Annotated in this window: 18 protein-coding genes, 1 tRNA gene and 1 riboswitch; of the genes, 13 read left to right on the top strand and 6 right to left on the bottom strand. The window is 63.3% G+C overall.

From position 1 onward, the window contains the following. Positions 1–2: 2 nt before the first annotated feature. Positions 3–195: riboswitch (cyclic di-AMP (ydaO/yuaA leader) on the bottom strand. 150 nt (positions 196–345) lie between these two features. Continuing rightward, a complete protein-coding gene (locus VUN82_02060; protein ID XAS72668.1) occupies positions 346–969 on the bottom strand; it encodes a copper resistance CopC family protein in 624 nt (207 codons plus the stop codon). A gap of 113 nt (positions 970–1,082) precedes the next feature. Here VUN82_02060 and VUN82_02055 point away from each other — a divergent pair, with 113 nt between their 5' ends. The 4 genes from VUN82_02055 to VUN82_02040 all read left to right on the top strand — a co-directional run bounded on the left by VUN82_02055 (position 1,083) and on the right by VUN82_02040 (position 4,275). Then, on the top strand, positions 1,083–2,525 hold the full coding sequence (locus tag VUN82_02055) for an NCS2 family permease (protein XAS72667.1): 1,443 nt from the start codon (positions 1,083–1,085) through the stop codon (positions 2,523–2,525). A 73-nt stretch (positions 2,526–2,598) separates the two neighbouring features. Next, positions 2,599–3,558, top strand: a complete 960-nt coding sequence (gene hutG / locus VUN82_02050; GenBank protein XAS72666.1) for a formimidoylglutamase — start codon at positions 2,599–2,601, stop codon at positions 3,556–3,558. 68 nt (positions 3,559–3,626) lie between these two features. Continuing rightward, positions 3,627–4,100, top strand: a complete 474-nt coding sequence (locus VUN82_02045) for a hypothetical protein (protein ID XAS72665.1) — start codon at positions 3,627–3,629, stop codon at positions 4,098–4,100. A gap of 104 nt (positions 4,101–4,204) precedes the next feature. Continuing rightward, positions 4,205–4,275: transfer RNA gene (locus VUN82_02040), tRNA-Cys, on the top strand. A 110-nt stretch (positions 4,276–4,385) separates the two neighbouring features. Here VUN82_02040 and VUN82_02035 read toward each other — a convergent pair. Next, positions 4,386–5,594, bottom strand: coding sequence for an IS30 family transposase (locus tag VUN82_02035; GenBank protein ID XAS74581.1), 1,209 nt, complete (start codon positions 5,592–5,594; stop codon positions 4,386–4,388). Positions 5,595–5,688: 94 nt separating this feature from the next. After that, positions 5,689–6,432: a FadR/GntR family transcriptional regulator gene (locus VUN82_02030; GenBank protein ID XAS72664.1), complete on the bottom strand. Its 744-nt coding sequence runs from the start codon at positions 6,430–6,432 to the stop codon at positions 5,689–5,691. Positions 6,433–6,643: 211 nt separating this feature from the next. On the opposite strand from VUN82_02030, the gene VUN82_02025 reads away from it, so the two are divergent. The 8 genes from VUN82_02025 (at position 6,644) to VUN82_01990 (ending at position 18,187) form a co-directional block, all read left to right on the top strand. Beyond that, entirely contained in the window at positions 6,644–8,011 is a 1,368-nt protein-coding gene (locus tag VUN82_02025; protein ID XAS72663.1) for an MFS transporter, read from the top strand. A 37-nt stretch (positions 8,012–8,048) separates the two neighbouring features. Continuing rightward, the gene (locus VUN82_02020) at positions 8,049–9,812 is read left to right on the top strand and encodes a dihydroxyacetone kinase family protein (GenBank protein ID XAS72662.1); all 1,764 of its coding nucleotides are present in this window, start codon (positions 8,049–8,051) and stop codon (positions 9,810–9,812) included. Further along, positions 9,809–10,279 (top strand): ribose-5-phosphate isomerase, encoded by a 471-nt coding sequence (locus tag VUN82_02015; GenBank protein ID XAS72661.1) that lies wholly within the window; start codon positions 9,809–9,811, stop codon positions 10,277–10,279. Before VUN82_02020 ends, VUN82_02015 begins: the two co-directional genes overlap by 4 nt. Further along, positions 10,263–11,081: a triose-phosphate isomerase family protein gene (locus VUN82_02010; GenBank protein XAS72660.1), complete on the top strand. Its 819-nt coding sequence runs from the start codon at positions 10,263–10,265 to the stop codon at positions 11,079–11,081. Before VUN82_02015 ends, VUN82_02010 begins: the two co-directional genes overlap by 17 nt. Then, positions 11,078–11,890, top strand: coding sequence for a sugar phosphate isomerase/epimerase family protein (locus tag VUN82_02005; GenBank protein ID XAS72659.1), 813 nt, complete (start codon positions 11,078–11,080; stop codon positions 11,888–11,890). Before VUN82_02010 ends, VUN82_02005 begins: the two co-directional genes overlap by 4 nt. A 1-nt stretch (position 11,891) precedes the next feature. Beyond that, positions 11,892–12,752 carry a phosphogluconate dehydrogenase C-terminal domain-containing protein gene (locus tag VUN82_02000; GenBank protein XAS72658.1) on the top strand — a complete coding sequence of 287 codons (861 nt, stop codon included), beginning with the start codon at positions 11,892–11,894 and terminating at the stop codon, positions 12,750–12,752. 178 nt (positions 12,753–12,930) lie between these two features. Continuing rightward, entirely contained in the window at positions 12,931–17,862 is a 4,932-nt protein-coding gene (locus VUN82_01995) for an NAD-glutamate dehydrogenase (GenBank protein XAS72657.1), read from the top strand. A gap of 103 nt (positions 17,863–17,965) precedes the next feature. Next, entirely contained in the window at positions 17,966–18,187 is a 222-nt protein-coding gene (locus VUN82_01990) for a hypothetical protein (protein ID XAS72656.1), read from the top strand. Positions 18,188–18,242: 55 nt separating this feature from the next. On the opposite strand, the gene VUN82_01985 is transcribed toward VUN82_01990, so the two are convergent. The 3 genes from VUN82_01985 to VUN82_01975 all read right to left on the bottom strand — a co-directional run bounded on the left by VUN82_01985 (position 18,243) and on the right by VUN82_01975 (position 22,068). Beyond that, entirely contained in the window at positions 18,243–18,491 is a 249-nt protein-coding gene (locus tag VUN82_01985) for a hypothetical protein (protein ID XAS72655.1), read from the bottom strand. A gap of 196 nt (positions 18,492–18,687) precedes the next feature. After that, positions 18,688–20,277, bottom strand: coding sequence for a histidine ammonia-lyase (gene hutH, locus VUN82_01980; protein ID XAS72654.1), 1,590 nt, complete (start codon positions 20,275–20,277; stop codon positions 18,688–18,690). 60 nt (positions 20,278–20,337) lie between these two features. Next, the gene (locus tag VUN82_01975; protein ID XAS72653.1) at positions 20,338–22,068 is read right to left on the bottom strand and encodes a urocanate hydratase; all 1,731 of its coding nucleotides are present in this window, start codon (positions 22,066–22,068) and stop codon (positions 20,338–20,340) included. A gap of 207 nt (positions 22,069–22,275) precedes the next feature. Between VUN82_01975 and VUN82_01970 the strand changes: the two genes are divergently transcribed. Continuing rightward, on the top strand, positions 22,276–22,779 hold the full coding sequence (locus tag VUN82_01970) for an SRPBCC domain-containing protein (protein ID XAS72652.1): 504 nt from the start codon (positions 22,276–22,278) through the stop codon (positions 22,777–22,779).

The following is a 22,779-nucleotide window of genomic DNA, read 5'->3' as shown; positions in this document are numbered from 1 at the left end:
AAAGAGCCTCTCCCGATGCCTGCGAGGTTAGCTGTCGGATTCGGATGGGAGTCACCCGGCCACTATCCCCCGCTGTGCAGCGGAAGCTTCGTGACTTCACCCCAAGGCGCGCTCTGAAAGCGGGCCAAAATGGGTTCCCCGTCTCTGCCGTAGGTTTGTCTGCGAACGGATTCCGGACTGCGGCAGAGCTAGGCAATCAGCCCGGAAATGCCCGTTACGTGGAACAGGCACAAGTACAACCGTACGGGATGATCACTTCAAAGTCACATTTACGTAACGAGCAGTTCGTTTTTGGCGTGTCGCAGTGACCGTTTCGAGATCTTCGCAAGTATGTAGAAAACCCCGTTATTCCGCGGAATTTTCGTCATCCGGGTCGTTCGGAGCCGCCAGCTTCTTCCGGGCTGTAACAGCGAGGAAGATCACGAGACCGATTGCCACGACGGCGAGGCCAACAATGCTCCAGGGGAAGGGTTGGGAAACTGCCGGAGAGGCCTCACTATTTTCGGTACCGGGCGCTGCCGTCCCCGCCGTCGGAACGGCTCCCGAAGCCGATGGGGAGGCGCCTGCTGAGCCGCTCGCCGTCGTCGTGCTTGTTCCGGAAACAGTGAACTTGAAAGTTCCCTCAATCGGGTGGGAGTCGGAGCTGACCACGCGCCACACCACCGTGTATTCGCCAGCCGGAGCGCCCGGACGCAGCTTCTGGACAGCCATGTTGTCGATGATCTCCACTGCGCCATCTGCCCAGTTTTCGCCCCCAGCGGTGACAGTTACGCCCGAACCGATGGCCAGTGGCCGGTTGTTGAACGTGATCGACACCGACGCCGGCACTTCAGCTACCCGCGCACCATTGGCCGGAGTCGTTGATTCGGCGACGTCATGCGCGGAGGCCGGAGCGGCGCCCAGCAGTAACGCGGAAGCGAAAGCGAGAGCGGCTACGACGGCGGCCAGAAGCGGTCGGATGGTACGCATGGGGCGGTTTCTCCTAGTGTTGGCTTCCTTACAGACTAGGCGAATCGTCCCGGCACCCCACATCGGCGGGCATAGGATTTGAGAGCAAACTCCCCCGATCCCCGGAGACCTTCATGCTGAAACAAGGTTCTGCAATCGACCGCTACTTCAAGATCTCCGAGCGCCGGTCCACATATTCGCGGGAAATACGTGGCGGCTTCGCGACCTTCTTCGCCATGAGCTACATCGTGGTACTGAATCCGCTGATCCTCTCCGGGGCAGACTCGAGCGGAGCGTCCCTTGGCTTCACGGCCGTAGCGGCAACCACTGCGTTCGTGGCGGGCATCCTGACCATCCTCATGGGCGCCTGGGCCAAGCACCCCTTCGCGGTGGCAACCGGTCTGGGAGTGAACGCGTTCGTGGCCGTGACCGTCGCCTCCCACCCGGGCCTGACGTGGCCGGACATGATGGGGCTGGTGGTGCTTTCGGGTGTCACCATGCTCATCCTGGTACTCACCGGATTCCGCACGGCCGTTTTCAGGGCCGTCCCGGAAGCCCTTAAGACGGCAATCGTAGTGGGCATTGGCCTCTTCATCGCCTTGATCGGCCTTGTGAACGCCGGCTTTGTCCGCCGAATTCCGGATGCCGCAGGCACCACTGTCCCGCTCGGCCTGGGCGTGGAGGGCAAGTTGATGGGTTGGCCGACGTTGGTGTTCGCCGTCGGCCTGATCCTGACCATCGCGTTGGTAGTGCGCAAAGTCCGCGGCGCAATCCTGATCGGCATCGTAGTGTCCACCGCCCTGGCCGCCATCCTCGAGTTCACGCTCCACATTGGTCCAAGCTTCGACGGTAAAAACGTCAACCCGCGCGGCTGGTCCCTGGTAGCTCCCACACTGTCCGAATGGGGCGCGCCGGACCTCTCCCTTATCGGCAAAGCCAACCCTTTTGGAGCCTTTGAACACCTCGGATTTGTGGCTGCTGCGCTGCTGGCGTTCGTGATCCTCCTCAGCATCTTCTTCGACGCCATGGGCACCATGGTGGGCCTGGCCAACGAGGCCGGAACCGTGGACGAGCACGGCAACATTCCCAACGTGGACCGCGTCCTGCAGGTTGATGCACTGGGCGCAATCGTCGGTGGCGGCGCGTCCGTTTCGTCCAACCAGATCTTCGTTGAGTCGGGCGCGGGCATTGGCGAGGGGGCCCGCACCGGTCTCGCCTCCATTGTCACGGGCCTGCTCTTCCTGGTGGCCATGTTCTTCACGCCGCTCATCAACCTGGTCCCGTTCGAAGCGGTGGCACCTGCGCTGGTGGTGGTGGGCTTCATGATGGTGTCCCAGGTGGGCAAGATCGACTGGCAGGACTGGGGCGTGGGCATTCCCGCATTCCTGACCATCGCCCTCATGCCCTTCACGTACTCCATTGCCAATGGCCTCGGCGCAGGCTTCATCTCCTACGTCCTGATCCGCACTTTCCAGGGCCGTGCACGTGAAGTCCACCCCTTGATGTGGGCAGTGGCAGCCGCCTTCCTGCTGTTCTTCGGCATCGGAACTGTGGAGGAGTTGTTGGGCGTCAAGTAGCGTTGTCCGGCATTTCAGACACTGGGGCACGCTAAAGCTGTTTTTTGGCACGCAGGTGGGGTGTGCTTAAGGCATGGCCCCAAACACCAGCACCAGCCCCTCCGTAGACGTCCTTCCCACGCCATGGACCGGCCGCTTTGACGGCGACGGCGACGAACATCGCCGCTGGTGGCAGGCCATAGCACCCCTTACTTCCCCTGCCGCTCCTGAAGCCTCTCGTCCCGCCGTCGTGCTGGGTTTCTGCAGCGACGCCGGCGTGCGGCGTAACAAGGGCCGCGTGGGTGCCGCCGCCGCTCCGGCCGCCATCCGCTCGGCGCTGGCTCCGCTGGCGTTCCACCTGGACCGTGACGTGTTCGACGCCGGCGACGTAGTTGTGGAGGACGACTCACTGGAAGAAGGACAACAGCGCGCCGGACGTGCCATCTCGGAACTGCTCGACGCCGGAAACCTCACCGTGGTGCTGGGCGGCGGCCACGAGATGGCGTTTGCCAGCTACCTGGGCGTGGCCGGATCCAATGCGGTGGGTAGCGGAAAGCGCTTGGGCGTCCTGAACCTGGATGCCCACTTTGACCTGCGTGATGAGCCCACTCCGAGCTCCGGTACCCCGTTCCTCCAGATGGCCCAGGAAGAACTCGCCGCCGGACGCGAACTGAAGTACGCCGTCGTCGGAATCTCGGAGCCCAACAACACCCGTACGCTCTTTGACACCGCTGACCGCCTGGGCGTGAAGTACTTGCTGGACGAGGACTGTTCCGCGGAGCGCGTCGAGACGTTCGTGGCCGACTTCGTGACTGGAATCGATGTGCTGTACCTGACGATCGACCTTGATGTACTGCCCGCTTCGGTGGCGCCGGGAGTCAGTGCCCCTGCTGCGTACGGGGTGCCGCTGCCCGTGATTAGTGCTATATGCCGCCAAGTAGCCGCAAGCGGCACCCTGTTGCACTTGGACGTTGCCGAATTGAACCCGGAGTTCGATATCGATGGACGAACCGCGAAAGTGGCAGCACGGCTTGTAAACACGCTGTTGGCGTAGGGCCTGTTCCCAGTCCCTGTCCTGCTTTAACCTGTTGGGTTTAACCTGTGGGGAAGGGAAGGACAGCGATGCGCGCAACTCCTCTGCAGGACAAGTGGGCTTGGGTGGCCGGGCCGGTTGCTGTCGCGCTCGGTCTTGCCGCACACGTCATTTCCGGTGGCGGTGCCCCTGCGATGCCCGTCCTGCTGGCCTTCGTTGCCCTCTCTGCCTTGGCCGCACAACTGATTTCCCGCTGGATCCATGGGCCCATCCTGTTGCTGCTGCTCTCCGGCGTGGCCCAGCAATTGCTGTTCTTCGGCTTCGAAGCTTTAGGGGGCTCATTTTCCGGCGTCGGATTCCTTGACCATCTGCACGGGCAGCCCCAGCAACCCGTGGCCGTTCCTGCGGACAGTCAGCCGGGTTCAGGCGAGGTGCATGCTGCCGACCTGATGCTTTACACCCACGCAGCCGCCGCCATTCTCACTCTGCTGGTGGCCGCGGGAGTTTCCAGGCTGGCCCGGCGGGGACGTCACCAAGGGCAACGTTCCGTAGCTTTTCGGTAATCCTGGGAAAAGCAACGTAGTCCCCCGAAAGCCAACGTAGCCCTGCGAAAGCCGGGGAAATGAACTTTGATCGTCCCGAGGTCGGGCGCCTAGTGTCATTTTCACGTGGTGTACCCGAGAGGCCAGGGAGCTGCCTGCAAAGCAGCGCACGCGGGTTCGAATCCCGCCACCACGTCTGATGGGGTCAGGTCTGCCGCACCAGCACCGGTACCCCTCCGCCGAGATGGCACTTAAGCACAATGTTTGGCCCGGCGATGTCAAGGGGTGCGTGCAACACGGCCGTGGTTAGGCTGCCTGTTCGAAGAGTAGCTGGTTGAGACGTTGTGCCGGGGTGTCCAGGTTCAGGGTGGGCCGTGGTCTGCGGTTCAAGGAGTCCTGGATCCGTTTGAGGTCCTTGGCGGTGTATTCGGACAGGTCCGTGCCTTTTTCGAACCAGTGGCGAAGTAGGCGGTTCGTGTTCTCGTTGGTTCCGCGCTGCCATGGTGAGTGGGGGTCGCAGAGGTAGACCGGAGCGTCCAGTTCCATGCGGATTTGTTCGTAGCCGGCAATTTCCGAACCGCGGTCCCAGGTGATGGTCCGGCGCAGGTGCTCGGGCAGGTCCTTCATTTGGGCGATCATTGCCGCGGTGACGGCGTCGGCGCCATGGTCCAGGGGTAAATGGAGGAGGATCGTGAACCGCGTACTGCGCTCGACCAGTGTGCCAATGGCGGATTTGCCGCGTGCTCCGATGATGAGATCACCTTCCCAGTGCCCTGGCACGGCGCGGTCGGCTACTTCAGCCGGTCGTTCGCTGATCTTCAGAGCATCGTTGAACCGGCCCCGGGTTTCGCCGTCCTGGGTCTTCTCACGAGGCACGCGGGCCTTGCGTTTGAGGCTCAAGTACTGAGAGAGGTCCTTGCGCAGTTGGCCGCGGGTCTGAACGTAAAGGCACTTGTAGATGGTCTCGTGGCTGATCTGCATGGATACATCATGGCCGTGTTCCTTGGCCAGGACATCGGAGATCAGCTTCGGACTCCACCCCTCTTCGAGGTTCTCGGCGATGAACGTCGACAACCCGGAGCTGATGATCTTGAACGGCTTGGGACGCAATGCCCGGGCAGCGGCCCGGGCATTGGCAGTCCCGGCATAGTAGAGACCGTCCGGGCCGCTGTTTCGGCGGATTTCCCGCCAAACAACACTCCGGTGACGCCCCAGCGTCGCGGCAATCCCGGCAACGCTCTTACGTTCCCGCAGACCGATCTGGATCTCTATCCGTTCATCCAGGCTCAACGGATGACCCGGGCCGGACGGGCTATCCGCCCGACCCGGACCCGCGATACCGCCTCCGCCTTTTCCCTTTATCAGCTCCATGGCACCAGCTTCATGCCACCACCTCGTGCCACCGCGCCTCGACACACCCACATCACCGGCAGCAACCGCCAACGCAGTGCCCGAGCAAACCAACGCTATGAAACGATCACGATCAACCTGACCAAACGAAAACCTTGTAACCAACGCAACCTCCACCGAAACCAGGAATGTTGCACTGACCATATGATTCCGCCCCCAAACATTGGGCTTAAGTGCCATCTCGCGGGGTCGAAAGAGCTTACTGGGCTGCGTCGAACCCGTCCAGGAGTCGACGCGACGCGGTCGTCATGTGCGAGCGCATGGACAGGGAAACCGCTGAAGCGTCCCTGGCCACGAGGGCTTCGTGAATTGCGGTGTGCTCACGCAGCGCCGCTTCAGCATGGCCTTCATCGGTCAACGCCCGGTCGACCCAGATCCGCAGTAGCGAGCGGATGCTCTGCAGGAGCTCTTCGAGGACCGTGTTCCCGGAGGCGTGGGCGATTTCGCGGTGGAACAAGGCATCGGCCTCAACGAAAGCTGTGAGGTTGTCCAGGTTCTTTTCCATGGCGTCGAGGTTGGCGCGCATGCGGCCCAAGGCCTCATCCGTGACTCGGAGCGCCGCTAGTTCCACAGCCTGAACCTCCAGCCCGCTGCGCAATTCGACCAGCTCGCGGGTCCTGGGCTCGCCAAGCATGAGCCCCCAGCTGAGCGTACGAGGCAAGAGTTCGGAGACGCCGTCGCGCAGGTACGTTCCCGACCCCGGACGGACTATCACAATACCCAGAATCTCCAGAGCGGCGAGTGCCTCGCGCACAGCTGAACGGCCGACGCCGAGGGAGGCAGCGAGTTGGCGCTCGGCGGGCAGGCGCGTACCGGGCGCGATGTCGCCGCTGGTGAAGTAGGCGAGCAGCCGCTCAGCTACTTCGGAGACAACGGAGCCTTGCTCCATGGGGGCAAGGGCTGCCGTCATATGGGCCGCTGCTGCGGCGGAGTTCGCTGACACCTTCACAGCGTAGCAACCGGATGACCAATTGATCCCGGGGGCGAAATGACTTCAAAAAGTTTAACTCGTCAACCGGTTGACCAATTTAGAATCCGGTCCTATGGTTTAAATCACAAGCTTCGCCATCGCCGGTCCATACCCGGCAAGGACACGAGTCAGCCCGGCGCATCCAAAGCAGGATCCGCAGGGATACCAACATCTAGGAGTCAATGTGGACACCACACAATCGGTGGTCGAAAAATCCGCAATCAAGAAGGTGGCTATCCGGCTGGTGCCGTTCGTCGCCCTGATGTTCTTCATCAACTACCTGGACCGCACGGCCATCTCGTTCGCCGGCCCCAACGGCATGAACAACGATCTGGCTCTCTCAGCGGCCCAATTCGGCTTCGCCTCCGGCGTCTTCTTTATCGGCTACATCCTTCTTGAAGTCCCCAGTAACCTGGCCCTTCACAAGTTCGGTGCCCGCCGCTGGCTTGCCCGCATCATGGTCAGCTGGGGCATCGTTTCCCTCCTCTTCACCTGGGTAGGAAACGTGGACCAGCTTTATATCCTGCGCTTCATCCTGGGCGTGGCAGAAGCCGGATTCTTCCCGGGCGCCATCCTCTTCCTGAGCCTCTGGGTTCCTTCCAAGCACCGCAGCAAGATCCTTGCCCTCTTCTACTTGGCCCAGCCCCTCACCACTGTGATCGGCGCGCCGCTTGCAGGCGCCTTGATCCAGCAGCACGGCGTGTTCTTCGGCCTTGAGGGCTGGCGCTTTATGTTCTTCGGCGTCGCCATCCCCGCGATCCTCATCGGCATCATCGCCTGGTTCTACCTGGCAGACTCCCCCGCCAAGGCCAAGTGGCTGACGTCCGAGGAAAAGACCTGGCTGACCGGCGCCCTTGAAAAGGAAAAGAAGGAAACCACGGCCAGCAACAAGCACGTGAGCGTCCGCACCGTGTTCGGCAACGGTCGGGTCTGGATGCTTTCCCTGATCTACTTCGGTTTCATCTACGGCCTCTACGCCCTGGGCTTCTTCCTGCCGACCATCATCGCCGGCTTCGAAGGCCTCTACGGCACCAAGTTCGATGTCTTCCAAAAGGGCCTGATCACGGCCATCCCCTACCTGCCGGCTGCTTTCGCGCTGTACTTCTGGTCCAAGGACGCCACCAAGCGCGGCGTGCGGACCTGGCACATCGCACTCCCTGCGCTCATTGGCGGCGTCAGCATCCCGCTGGCACTGTTCGCTGGGTCCCCGGCTGCAACCATCGCCGTCATCACGATCACCGCCATGTCGATCTTTGCAGCGCTGCCCAACTTCTGGACCGTGCCAACCCAGTTCCTCACCGGTGCAGCAGCTGCAGCGGGCATCGCACTCATCAACACAGTGGGCAACCTGGCAGGCTTCAGCGCCGGCTACATCACGGGCTGGCTCAAGGACCTGACAGGCGGCTACACGGTTCCCATGTTCGTCGTCGGCGGCTTCATGTTGCTCTCCTCGATCCTCATGGTCACCCTCAGCCGGCAGCGTAAGGCTTCTGAAGGCATCCCCGCTGAGGCCCTGGATCCCCAGGGCGCCGGACACCACGCCGAGCCGTAACCCTCCCCTTTCCATCCATAGCTCCAGGAGCCCCCGCATGACCCGCTTGTTCAATGAGCCCGCAGCCTTCGCCGACGAGATGATCGAAGGATTCGTCGCCTCGCACGGCCGTTGGGTACGGCGCGTCTCCGGCGGCGTCGCCCGCAGCACCCGCAGCACTCCCGGCACCGTCGCGTTGGTCATCGGGGGCGGCTCCGGCCACTACCCGGCGTTTGCAGGTCTGGTTGGCCAAGGCCTGGCCCACGGCGCCGCGATGGGAAACCTTTTCGCTTCACCGTCTTCGCAGCAGGTCTACAACGTGGCCAAGGCCGCGGACAACGGCGGCGGCGTGCTCCTGGGCTACGGCAACTACGCCGGCGATGTCCTCCACTTCACCCAGGCACAGGACAAACTCCGCGCCGAAGGCATCGACTGCCGCAGCATCGCCGTCACCGACGACATCTCTTCTGCCCCATTGGCGGAACGGCACAAGCGCCGCGGCATCGCCGGCGATCTCACCGTTTTCAAAGTGGCCGCCGCAGCAGCTGAGGCCGGTTACGACATGGACCGCGTCCTGGAGATCGCCGGGCGCGCCAATGACCGCACCCGCTCGTTCGGCGTCGCGTTCACGGGCTGCACGTTGCCTGGCGCGGACCACCCGCTCTTCACCGTCCCGGAAGGACGCATGGCAGTAGGCATGGGTATCCATGGCGAACCCGGCATCGGCGAAACAGACATCCCGACGGCGGATGAACTCGCCGAGCTACTGGTCAAGGACCTCCTCACCGAGATCCCCGACGGCCTCACCGTGCAGGGCGCACGGGTGGTGCCGATCCTCAACGGACTCGGCAGCGTTAAATACGAGGAACTCTTCGTGGTCTACCGTCGCGTGGCCCAACTACTCGCCGAAGCAGGCATCGAAGCAGTGGACCCGCAGGTTGGCGAACTCGTTACGAGTTTCGACATGGCCGGAACCTCCCTGACGCTCTTCTGGCTGGATTCCGAGCTGGAGGAACTCTGGCTCGCTCCCGCTGACGCCCCGGCCTTCCGCCGTGGTGCAGTGAGTGCCCAAGCGCTCAACGCCGATGAACTCACCGCCGGTAACGATGTGGCGGAGCGTTCCATCCCAGTTGCCTCCGAGGAGTCCCGTGTTGCGGCAGCCCGTGTCCTTGCGGCACTTGGCGCCGCGAAGACCGTCATTGACTCGAACGTGGATGAACTGGGAAGGATCGATGCGATCGCAGGCGACGGCGATCACGGCATCGGCATGGAACGCGGAGTCCGCGCCGCCGTCGAGGCCGCGGCAGACGCCGTCGAACGCGGTGCGGGTGCCGGGACGGTTCTGAACCTGGCCGGTGATGCCTGGGCCGACAAGGCCGGCGGTACGTCCGGAGCCCTCTGGGGCATGGCGCTGCGGTCCGTCGGGGATGCCTTGGGTGACGTCAACGCGCCCGACGCCGGTGCTGTCGCCACCGGTGTGACCGATGCCGCCGCCGCGATCATGAACTTCGGCAAAGCCAAAGTGGGCGACAAAACCATGGTTGACGTCCTGGTACCGTTCCGCGACTCACTGTCTGCCGGCGTCGAGGGCGGAAGCTCCCTCCCAGAGGCATGGGGAACCGCCGCAGCCACGGCCCAGCAAGCAGCCGAGGCCACCGCGCAACTGCTGCCTCTGATGGGCCGCGCCCGCCCACATGCAGAAAAGAGCCTCGGAACCCCCGACGCCGGAGCCGTTTCCCTGGCCCTGATCGTCCGGGCCATCCACAAGACTTTCGCGGACACCAAAACCGCAGAGAACACCCCAGTTAAGGAGAACGCATGAGCGCCAGACTGCGCCTGGTCATCGGATCGGACGACGCCGGATTCGAGTACAAGGAAGCCCTGAAGGCCGACCTTGAGGCCAATGAACTGGTGGAGTCCGTCACCGACGTCGGAGTGGACGCTACAAGCCACACTCCCTATCCGTCGGTGGCCATCGCTGCGGCTGAACTGATCGCCGCCGGCAACGCGGACCGCGCACTGTTGGTTTGCGGCACCGGCCTCGGCGTCGCGATCGCTGCGAACAAGGTGCCCGGCATCCGGGCGGTCACCGCCCACGATTCCTTCTCCGTGGAACGCTCGGTGCTGTCCAACAACGCCCAGGTCCTGACCTTCGGCCAGCGCGTGGTCGGGCTGGAACTGGCCCGCCGACTGGCCAAGGAATGGCTCACCTACACCTTTGACGAAGCTTCCGCCTCGGCCGAAAAAGTCACCCTGATTAAGGACTACGAAGGTGTCACTTCCTGCTAAGCCCTCTTCCGATCGTCCGAGGGCAGTCATCGGCGTGAGCCTGAAGATGTACTTCGGCTATCAGCGCTCCATCGACTACTGCCGGGACGTTGCCACCATTGCGTTCAAGCACGCGGCGGTGGTCAGCGGGGACATCGAGGTGTTCGTGCTGCCGGGCCTGCCGGCGTTACCTGAGGGCGCCCGGATCCTGGGCGCGGCTGGCGTTGGCACCGGCGCGCAGGACATCTTCTGGGAAGATGAAGGTGCCTACACCGGCGAAGTCGGCGGCAAGACCGTTGCTGAGATCGGCGGCCGGTACGTCGAGGTAGGCCACGCCGAACGTCGGCGGATCTTCGGCGAAGACGATCGGGTCATCGGCCTCAAAACCGCCGCAGCCTACCGCAACGGACTGACCCCTGTGCTCTGTGTTGGCGAACTGAATGCAGGATCGCCGGAGGAAGCCATCGCCCAGTGCACCGCGGAAGTCGATGCAGCCCTCAATCGCGCCGGGTCCCTGGGCCGTGCCACCAGGACCATCGTGGCCTACGAGCCGCAATGGGCCATCGGCGCACCGCAACCTGCCACGCCCGGCTACATCAGTGCAGTGGTCCGTGGTTTGGACGAGCACCTGCGTTCACTGCCGGGCCAGGAAGACAGCCGGGTCATCTACGGCGGCAGCGCCGGACCGGGCCTGATCACCGAACTGGACACCGCCGTCGCGGGCTTGTTCCTGGGCCGCTTTGCCCACGATCCTCAAGCGCTCAAGACCATCCTGGACGAGACGGCGGCCCGCCTTACCGCCCAGAAGGCGGTGGCGGCATGAGCAAGATCGGCCAGAGCAGGATCGGTTTAAGCAGCTACGCGTTCTTCTGGCAGCTCTCAGACCAGGTCAGCGAACCCCTGAGCATCCATGATGCGCTGCGGAAAGCCGCAGACCTCGGCGTGGACCTGTTCCAGATCTGCGATTACGCACCTCTGGAAGACTTGAACGACGGCGACCTCGCCGCCGTCCGCCGCACGGCAGACGAGCTCGGGATCACATTGGAAGTCGGGACCAAGGGCATCCGCCCGGAGCACCTGCGGAAGTTCCTGCACATCGCAGGCATCCTGGGCTCAGACCTGCTGCGGACCATGTTCAATGTTCCCGGCCACACCCCCACGGCGGAGGAAGCAACGGCGATCTTCACCGAAGTCCTGCCCGAAGTCCAAGCAGCCGGGGTACGGATCGCGATCGAGACCTATGAACAGGTCCCCACCGAACGGATCCTGGACGTCGTCCGGCGTGTCGACAGCCCGTACCTCGGTATCTGCAGCGACCCCGCCAATACCGTCGCGGCGCTGGAGATGCCGCGCGAGGTGATTGACGCCGTCGAGCCTTACGTCCTGAATATGCACATCAAAGACTTTGCGTTCAGTCGCAAGCAGGGATGGGTCGGGTTCACGTACTCGGGCGCACCCCTGGGCGAGGGTCTCCTGGACTACGACTACATGGTCAAGAAGATCCGGCCCAAAGAAAGAAACATCAACCAGATCGTCGAACACTGGCTGCCGTGGCAGGACTCCGAAGCGGAAACGATCCGCCTCGAAAACCAGTGGACCGAACAAAGCCTCGATTTCCTAAGGAGCAAGTGAAATGTCAGCAGAACAATTGACGGTCGCCGTTGTCGGAGCCGGTGGCAAGATGGGGATGCGCGTTTCCCGGAACCTCCAGAAGTCCAGCCACAACGTCTTCTACAGCGAGAACTCCCCCGCCGGCCAGGAACGCGTCCGCGCCGAAGGCCGCGACATCACCAGCACCGACGACGCCGTTAAGACCGCCGACGTGGTGATCCTCGCCGTCCCGGACACCGTTCTTGGCATCGTCTCCGAGGGCGTGGTACCGCAGATGAAGTCCGGCGCGATCCTCCTCACGCTTGACCCGGCCGCCGCCTACGCCGGCCTGCTGGCCAAGCGCGACGACGTAGTCCAGGCCGTTGCGCACCCGTGCCACCCGTCGGTGTTCCTGGAGCGCACCACCAAGGAAGAATGGGCCGATACCTTCGGCGGCCAGGGCGCCCCGCAGAACGTTGTTTCCGCGATCGATGAGGACGCCCCCGCAGCCACCCGCGACGTAGCCGAAGCAGTTATCCGCACCATCTACGCACCCGTGATCGACGTCCACTGGGTCACCGTCAAGCAGCTCGCCATCCTGGAACCAACCCTTGTGGAAACCGTGGCCTGCATGATCGGCACCCTGCTCAACGAAGCGCTCCACGAGACCGTCCACACCGCCGGCGTCCCCGAGGAAGCGGCCAAGGCCATGCTGTTCGGCCACGTACAAATCGCGCTGACCAACGCCCTGCGTGGATCCAACCCGTTCTCCGAAGCCTGCGAAATCGCCATTCAGTACGGCAAGGACACCATCATCAAGGACGACTGGAAGAAAATCTTCGACGACTCCGAGCTGGACGGTGTCATCGCCAAGATGCTCAAGCTGGACGCTGTGAAGCGCTAGTTCGCTCGTCACCCTCCGATGGACAATTCACCCCCGCATGCGTGGGTGAATTGTCCGTTGGGCGGTGACTAAAGGGGCTTTACCCTCGGCCCCGCGCCAGCGATCATGAAATGAGGCGCATGGACTTTGCCGACCGCAGCAGCACGGCCGCTCCTTTGCGCAGCGGAGGCGCAGCGACATGGCACCAACTACGGAGCCGGCGGACGGATTCCTAACCGACTATTACGAGCACGTCACGGACGACGACGTCCGCAACTACACGCCCGAAACCTTGTTGGAACGGGCACGCTATCACCGCTCGTTGGCAGAACGCCGTGAACCTGGACAAGCAGTCATCGGGGTCCTGAACGAAACTGATACCAGCTTGGTGGCGATTGTCTCGGATGACATGCCTTACCTCGTTCCCTCCGTAACAGCGGAGATCGCTCGTGACACCGCTTCCATCCGGCTTCTGGTGCACCCCACTTTCAGCGTCACGCGGGACCCGGCCACCCACCGCCTGATAGATATCCACAGGGGACCTCACCGCGCGGGGCTGCCCACCGGCGTCGAACGTTCCGAGGAGGCGCGAGCGGCGACGGCTTTTTCGGATCCGCTCCCTTCGCCGGACGAGCACGACGCCGGACCGCTCACCGAGGCGTGGATAGCGATCGAGATCCCCCGCGTTCCGGACAACGCGAGCGCCGAGCTGCTGGTGGGCCGGCTGAACAAGGTCTTGGGTGACGTCCGGGCCGCGGCCGAGGACGCTGAGGCCATCCACGAGGAACTGATTCACGAAATCCGTGTGCTGAACGGGCTCGGCGCAAAAGACCGTACGGCGCGGGAAGCACAGGAGCTGCTGCGGTGGCTGGATGACGGGAACTTCGTGTTCCTGGGCTTTCGCGGGCGCCGCGGGCTGGGCCTCCTCCGTGATGCGGCCGGTCCGGCGGCGCCAGGTGATGCTCCCGGCAAGCCGCCCGTCCTTACCCTCACCAAATCGGCGCTTCGCTCAACGGTCCTCCGACGTTCCTACCTCGACGAGATCAGCCTTGGCACAGTGAACGTGAACGGCACGAACGCTACAGGGTGCACCTTCGTTGGCCTCTTCTCACCAAGTTCAACAGCTCGTTCGGCCCAGCAGATCCCAGTCATCCGGGACACAGTGGAGGAAGTGCTTGGGGCCTTCGGCTATCCAGCACCGTCGCATCATGGCAAGGAGCTTCTTGCAGTGTTGGAGGCGTATCCGCGGGACGAACTGTTCCACATCGATGCGGAACAGCTGGCCATCCGTGCGCGCGAGATTCTGAGGCTTCAGGAACGCCATAGCACCCGGCTCTTTCTTCGTCCGGACTCCTTCGGCCGGTTCATGACAGCACTGGTTTTCCTCCCCAGGTACAGGTACAGCACAGCCGTCAGGCTCAATATCGAGCGAGAGTTGCGCGAGGCGTTTGGCTCCGACGCCATAGAGTTCGAGCTTCGGTTGGGCGAATCCGCGATGGCTCGCGTGTTCTTCCGGATCCTTTTGCCACAGGACCCCTCACGGCACGACTCATCGCACGGCGGCGCTCCGGCGGTGATGGACGCAGCAGCCCTTGAGCAGAGGATCATCGCCGCTACGAGGTCCTGGGCGCAAGGCCTGGACGAGGCCCTCCAAACGAGGTATCCGCGGGAGGAGGCGGCCCGGTTGTCCAAGCAGTGGGCAACCGCGTTTCCGGCCAGCTACAAGGCTGACTACGAGGTGGAGGACGCAGTTGAGGACATTGCCAAGTTCGAAAGCTTCCCGGCAGAGCGTGGTTCCATGGGCGAAGCGGATCCCCTCCTCACCGTTTACCAACGTCCCGGCACCGCAGTCCTCAGTGAGGACGCCCGGATCCGTCTTTACTTAACGCGCCCGCAGAGCCTGACCGAGATCCTCCCTTTCTTCCATAACCTGGGCTTGAAGGTCCTGGACCAGCGGCCCTTCGACGTTCAGCGTGCCGACGGGCGGCAGTTCTTCCTGTACGACCTCGGCCTGAAGTATCCGCGCGGGGTTGACCCTGTGAGCACGGGCGATCTGCTGGCCGGGGCGTTCTGTGCCGCGATGGGTGGTGACGCTGAGTCAGACGCGTTGGACGCCTTGGTCATCAAGGAGGGCATCGACTGGCGCCGGGTTGCCATCCTGCGCGCGTATGCCAAGTATCTCCGGCAACTGGGGAGCACCAACTCCTATGGCTTCATCGCGGACACACTCCGCGGAAACGCCATGGCCACGCGTGCGCTGTTGGAATTGTTCGAGGCGAAGTTCAATCCTGACCGCTTCGCTCCGGACTTGTTCGATCCGGAACTCGTCAATTCCGGTCACGGTGATCCGGGGCTGGTCAAGGGCGATCGGTTCGAAGAGGGAAGCAGCGAACTGAGCCACAGGACGCAGGCCGTTCATGGAGCCCGAACGAACCTGACGGAAGCCATCGACGCCGTCCCTGTCCTGGACGCCGACAGGTTGCTGCGGTCCCTGGCGAGCTTGGTGGACGCCACGCTACGCACGAACTTCTACCTCAACAAGCCCTTCATCAGCTTCAAACTCAACCCCGCCAGCATCCCCGCTGCCCCTGCACCCCGCCCGAAATTCGAGATCTGGGTCTATTCGCCGCGCGTTGAAGGCGTCCATTTGCGTTTCGGTCCGATAGCCCGCGGTGGCCTTCGGTGGTCGGACAGGCGGGAAGACTTCCGCACGGAAATCCTGGGACTCGTGAAAGCCCAGACGGTCAAGAACGCCGTGATTGTTCCCACCGGAGCCAAGGGAGGATTCTTCCCCAAGCGTCTCCCGGACCCGGCCGAGGACCGGGCGGCCTGGCTCGCGGAAGGACAGGAGAGCTACCGGACATTCATCCGCGGGTTGCTGGATATCACGGACAACCTGGTACCGGATCCCGACGGCGGCAGCAGCGGCCGGGTGCTCGCGCCGGCACGGGTGGTACGGCACGACGGCGACGACTACTACCTCGTGGTGGCCGCCGACAAGGGAACTGCAACCTTCTCGGACATCGCCAATGCCCTTGCCGCAGAGTACGGCTTCTGGCTGGGTGACGCCTTCGCTTCCGGAGGCTCAGTGGGTTACGACCACAAGCAGATGGGCATCACGGCCCGGGGCGCCTGGGAATCCGTGCGGCACCATTTCAGTGAACTCCTGATCGATTGCCGGACCGAGGATTTCACGGTTGTTGGTATCGGAGACATGAGCGGAGACGTCTTTGGCAACGGCATGCTCCTCTCCCACCACATCAAACTCGTGGCCGCATTCGATCACCGGCACATTTTCCTGGACCCTACGCCGGACCCCGAGGTCTCCTACGCCGAGCGGGAACGGCTCTTCAAACTGCCCCGCTCCTCCTGGGCCGATTACGATCGCACCAAGGTGAGCGAAGGCGGCGGAATCTTTGCACGGACGGAAAAATCCATCCTGCTGACGGAACAAGTCAGGCTCGCTTTGGGGTTGGATGATGGCACCGACGACCGCCAGTTGGCGATGAGCCCGCCTGAGCTTCTCCGCGCAATCCTTACTGCCCCGGTGGACCTGCTGTACAACGGCGGAATCGGCACCTACATCAAGGCATCCACAGAGACCCATGCCGATGTGGGAGACAAATCAAACGACGCCATCCGGGTCAACGCCAAGGATCTGCGCGCCCACATCATTGCCGAGGGCGGCAACCTGGGAGTCACCCAGCGCGGCCGGATCGAAGCAGCTTTGGCAGGCATCCTGGTCAATACCGATGCGATCGACAATTCGGCGGGCGTGGATTGCTCGGACCATGAAGTGAACATCAAGATCTTCCTGGACCGGATGATCTCCGCTGGCAGGATGTCCGTGGCAGAAAGAACTGGATTCCTGCACTCGCTCCAAGACGAGGTTGGACGGCTCGTCCTGAAAACCAACGATGACCAGAACGTCCTGCTCCTCAATGACAAGCAATTGGTGCTGGAATGGAGTCCCAGCTTTGAACGGACCATGGATTGGCTCGAGTCAGTCACCGATCTGGACAGGGAGCTCGAATGCCTTCCCAGCAACGCCGAGCTTCAGGCACGGATCCTGACTGGCAAGGGACTAACCACTCCCGAACTCGCCGTGTTGGCGGCCTACGCCAAGATCGAACTCGCCCGCGAACTCACCGAGGGCGGTTTGTCCGATGATCCCTGGTTTTCTCAAACCCTTCGAGGCTATTTCCCCCAGCAAGTCTCAGAGCGGTTCGGTGAACAACTCTCCACGCATCCCCTGCGGCGGGAGATCGTAGCCACGGTGGTGGCCAACGACATGATCAACGTGGGAGGCATAGCCTTCGCTTTCCGCGCGATGGAGGAGACCACGGTTTCTGCCTCCGCAGTGGCCCGGGCGTTCGTGGTGATGCGGCAGATCTGGGACTTTGACGCCCTCGCCGGCAGCATCGCCCAAGTGCCGCCCACCACTCCCCGTGAGCATGGAGCAGCCGTTGCCCTGGACCTGCGGCGGCTGCTGGACCGTTCCGTCCGCTGGTACGTCACCCATGACTTCCGGGACAAGCCCATTGCCGATGCCTTTGCCAGGCTTGAGCGGCCGATGTCCTTGATGCGGGCGAACCTCACGAGCCTCCTTCATGGAGTCAACCCTGCCCACTCCCAGAAACGCCTGGCCCATACAGACTCGGTGGGCCTGCCCCATGATCTGGGCATCAGGGCATCCGAACTTCTGGTCAGCTACGGATTGCTGGACATTTCCGTTATCGCGGAGGAGCTGCAGGAGCAGGTGGAAGCAGTGGCCGAGGTGTACTTCGCAGTCTTCGAACGGATCTCGGCAATCCCCTTGCTGGAACACATCACCCTGCTCCCCCGGGACACCCACTGGGAGTCGCTGGCACGGGCGGCCTTGCGCGATGACATGTACCTGGTACTCGCGGACATGACCAAAGCGGTAGTGCGGCACACGCCCCGGATCTCTGGTGCGGTGACCGCTGCGGCGTCAGACCCAGTGGAGCGAATCATGGACTGGGAACGCGGAAACATCGAACAACTGGCCCGTGTCCAAGAGACCATCAAAGAGGCTATCAAGCCAGGTCCGGTGGACATTGCAGCGCTCTCCGTAGCGGTAAAGCTGCTTCGCGCCATGGTCCGGAGATGAGGCGTCGGACCCTGATACTGCCGGTCATCTTACATATTTTGGGCCAAACGTCCTATGATTGATGGGTCGCCCTCGCATGCGGCAAATAATAGGAGGCCCCGAAATGACCGCTGCAATCACTGCAGAACGCGAAATTCGCCTGTCTTTTTCAAAGGCAGACGAGATCCACGACGGACTTGAACGCGCCGTGGATGCTTTGATCAAGAACGCAGCAGCAGATGCCAACTGCGGCATCCTGGTGACCCGGCACGAGCCCGGCACCTACACAGTGGCACTGGACGAATCCGTTCCCTTCGGCCAGACCCACGAAGTGCTCGCTGCGTAGTAGTAGTTGCAGTTGCGAACCAAAAAGCCGGGGCCTTGGCCCCGGCTTTTTGTCGCTACGCCCGGCGGAGAGTCACGCCGTCGGACTTCATGAACAATTCTTTGCCTTCCTCCGTGACGCCCGGGCCTGAGTGCTCCAGCCACACCACATTTCCGCTGCCGGAGACTTCCTCGATCAGCCCTGCCGCGATCACGTGCGCGTACTTGACTACCTCCACGCGCTCGCCAACCTTGAGTTGCCTCCAGTCCGAAACCGTATCCGAGTGTGCGTTTCGTCTGGAGAGGACTGCTCCACGTGCCTTCATTGAACTTCTACCCCTTTGTGGATGTTCGCTGTTGTGTATTGAGTTGTAACGGTTGACCGTCAAGCCCACGACACCGTTGGCGTGGACGTGACGTACACCATAAGTTCTACTACATTTGTCACGCCCCGGAGATTGCGTTGCGAACAATTTCCGGGACGTGACAAATTTGCCCATCAAATGAGCGTTTTATTCGACGTCAGGCCAAGATCCCGACGGCGGATTCGGCGGCCGCACGGACCGCGCCGGAGCCAACCAGACGGTCAGCCGCTTCGAGTTCGGGCGACAGGAACCGATCGGTTCCCGGTCCCTGGACCACTTCGCGAAGCACCTCGAGCACAGCTGTACCGGCCGGGCCCGGGGTGAGTTGGCCGTCGGACATCTGCGTGCGCATGTCGATAGCGCGGGCGCTGGTGACCAGCTCCACGGCCAGGACGCGGCGGAGGTTCTCCACGGCCTTGCGGAGCTTGCGGGCAGCGTGCCAGCCCATGGACACGTGGTCTTCCTGCATGGCAGAGCTCGGGATGGAGTCCACCGATGCCGGCACGGCCAGGCGCTTGTTGTCCGAAACCAGGCCGGCCTGTGTGTACTGCGCGATCATGAGGCCGGAATCGACGCCAGGGTCCGCAGCCAGGAAGGCCGGGAGACCATGCGAGCGGGCCGGGTCCAGCATGCGGTCCGTGCGACGCTCGGCGATGGAGCTGAGGTCCGCGACGGCGATTGCCAGGAAGTCCAGGACGTAGGCCACTGGCGCACCGTGGAAGTTGCCGTTGGACGTGACGCGACCGTCGGGCAGGACCACCGGGTTGTCGATTGCAGCGGCGAGTTCGCGGGAAGCCACCAGTGCGGCGTGGTCCACGGTGTCGCGGACAGCGCCGGCGACCTGAGGGGCGCAACGCAGGGAGTAAGCGTCCTGGACCTTTGTGTCGTTGACGCGGTGGGAGGCGACGATCGGCGAGTTGGACAGCACGCGCAGCATGTTATCCGCGCTGGCAGCCTGACCTGGATGCGGCCTGAGCGCGGCGTGAAGCTCCGGCAGGAACACTTGGTCGGTACCCAGCAACGCCTCGACGCTGAGCGCGGCGGTGACGTCCGCCGTCGCGAGCAACAAACGGATGTCAGCGATGGCCATCAGCAGCATGCCGAGCATGCCTTCCGTGCCGTTGACGAGGGCCAGGCCCTCCTTCTCCGCGAGAGTGACCGGCTCGATGCCGTGCTGCGCGAGCAGCTCAGCGACAGGCGGCTTGCCAGCGGTTCCGTACAGTTCGCCGTCGGGACCGGTTGCTTCGCCTTCGCCCATCAGCACCAGCGCGCAGTGGGACAGGGGGGCGAGGTCGCCGGAGCAGCCCAGGGAACCGAACTCGCGGACCAGCGGCGTGATGCCTGCGTTGAGGACGTCCACCATGGTCTGCAGGACCACGGGACGGACACCCGTGCGACCGGAGGCGAGGGTCTTGGCGCGGAGGAACATGATGCCGCGGACCACTTCGCGTTCAACCGCCGGGCCCATACCCGCTGCGTGGCTGCGGATCAGGGACTTCTGCAACTGCGTGCGGAGGTCGTTGGGGATGTGGCGGTTGGCCAGGGCGCCGAAGCCCGTGGAAATACCGTAGGCGGGGACGTCGCTGGTGGCGAGGCTGTCGATGTGCGCGCGGACCTTGGCAACGTTATCCAGGGCTTCCTGGGAGATGGTCACCTTGGCATCGTGGCGTGCGACGGCGACGACGTCTTCCGGAGTCACGCCGCTGGAGCCGAGGGTGACGGTGAGTTGTTCGTTGGATGGGGCCACGCGGACAGGGTTCCCTGGCCGAGCTTGCGAGGTTAGGGAGTTCGTGGGGAGGATAGTCACTTATTTGCCTTCGTTCATGGGGATGCGGACGCCGCGTTCGTTGGCGACTTCGACGGCGCGGTCGTAGCCGGCGTCGACGTGGCGGATGACGCCCATGCCGGGGTCGTTGGTCAGGAGCCGTTCGAGCTTCTCCGCGGCCAGGTCCGTTCCGTCGGCGACGGAAACCTGCCCGGCGTGCAGGGACCGGCCAATGCCGACACCGCCGCCGTGGTGGATCGACACCCACGTGGCACCGGAGGAGGTGTTCAGCAGGGCGTTCAGCAACGGCCAGTCAGCAATAGCGTCCGAGCCGTCGGCCATGGCCTCGGTCTCCCGGTACGGGGACGCCACCGAGCCGGAGTCCAGGTGGTCACGGCCGATCACGATCGGGGCCTTGACCTTGCCCTCCTTCACCAGCTGGTTGAACAACAGCCCGGCCTTGGCACGTTCGCCGTACCCGAGCCAGCAAATCCGTGCCGGCAGGCCCTCGAACTCCACCCGGTCCGCCGCAGCGTCAAGCCACTTGTGCAGGTGCGTGTTCTCCGGGAACAGTTCCTTGATCGCCTTGTCCGTCACGGCGATGTCTTCCGGATCCCCCGACAGGGCAACCCAGCGGAACGGGCCCAGGCCCTCGCAGAACAACGGACGGATATACGCCGGAACGAAACCGGGGAACTCAAACGCCCGGTCGTAGCCGCCCTTGCGTGCCTCATCCCGGATCGAGTTGCCGTAATCGAACACCTCGGCGCCGGCGTCCTGGAACTCCACCATCGCCTGCACCTGACGGGCCATCGAGGCCTGGGCCTTCTTCGTGAACCCTTCAGGATCCGCAGCAGCCTCCGTGTGCCACTCCGCCACCGTGATGCCCTCCGGCAAATACGACAACGGATCGTGCGCGGACGTCTGGTCCGTGACCACATCAAAGGTCACCTCGCCGGCCTTGTGACGGCGCAGCAGCTCCGGGAACACTTCCGCGGCGTTGCCCACATAGCCCACGGACCAGCCACGGCGTTCGGCCTTGGCTTTCTGGACCTTCGCGATCGCGGCATCCAGATCCGTCTCGACCTCATCCAGGTACCGCTTGCCCGCCCTACGGCGAAGACGGGTCTCGTCCACGTCCACGATCAGGCACGCACCATCATTCAGGGTCACGGCCAGCGGCTGCGCACCGCCCATCCCGCCACACCCACCGGTCAGCGTCAGGGTGCCAGCGAGGGGTCCCTCGGACGAACCAGCAGCAGCAGGCGCCGGGTGGCGACCCTCCGCAGCGAGCTTATTCCCGACGGCGGCGAACGTCTCATACGTGCCCTGCAGGATGCCCTGCGTACCGATGTAAATCCAGGAACCGGCCGTCATCTGCCCATACATCATCAAACCCTCGGCCTCCAGACGGCGGAACTCCGGCCACGTCGCCCAATCCCCCACCAGATTCGAGTTCGCCAACAACACCCGCGGCGCCCACTCATGGGTCCGGAACACACCCACCGGCTTGCCCGACTGCACCAGCAGCGTCTCGTCCTTCTCCATCGTCTCCAGGGTCCGGGTGATCGCATCAAACGCAGCCCACGACCGCACAGCACGGCCCGTGCCACCGTAAACCACCAAATCATCAGGACGCTCAGCGACCTCCGGATCCAGGTTGTTCATCAACATGCGCAACGGCGCTTCGGTCTGCCACGACTTGGCAGTAAGCTCAGTACCCCGCGCGGCCTTAACCGGACGGGCACCAATAGTGAAATCGGCGGGTGCCATGATGACTCCTTCGTCTTTGGGAAGTGTGTAGTGGAAAGTTCTTCTGCTTCTACTAAAGCCCCTTTACGAGGCCTCAGGAATGGCTTTTTGGTGGGTGCTGTCCGGGATTACAGACGCACGCCGCCCTTCTGCAATCCTCCGCCCAAACGTCGTTCCGAGGTAACGCAGCCCCTCGCCTTCGCACAACAATGAGCGCATGCTGGACCCATGGCAACGTTCCGAGTGACTACCCTCGTTGCGGCTCCGCCGGAGCGCGCTTTCGCGACTTGGACGGACTTGGACCGGTTCCCGGAATGGATCGGCGGAGTCACCGGCGTGACCGATCGGGTTGGCTCGATCGACCAGGCCGGAAGCCGCTACACGGTGAAGTTCGGACGAATGGCAAGCCCCACGGAGATCCTCGCCGTCGAACGCCCCTGGCACATCCGCACACGGTTCGGCAACGCGATCCTGAAGGGTGAGTCAGATGTGAGGTTTGCCGCCGAGGGAGGCGGCACGCGCATCCAGCAGGAGTTCGTGACCCGTGGATTCATCTCGGCGATCTTTGGGCGGATTTTCGCCATGGGGTCCTACCGGGGCAGCTTCCGGGGTGAGCTGGAGACCTTCCGCAGACTCGTTGAGCGCGAAGCCGCGGAGTCGGCCAGGCTGAAGCCGGGCCAACCTGAGCCCGGTGAAGCGAAGCCGGGCGAACCGAAGCCGCGTGGCGAATAG

It is taken from the genome of Micrococcaceae bacterium Sec5.1 (assembly GCA_039636795.1).
Classification (GTDB): Bacteria; Actinomycetota; Actinomycetes; order Actinomycetales; family Micrococcaceae; genus Arthrobacter.
Note: the sequence above shows the minus strand (reverse complement) of the source record. Positions and strands in the feature narration are given on the sequence as shown.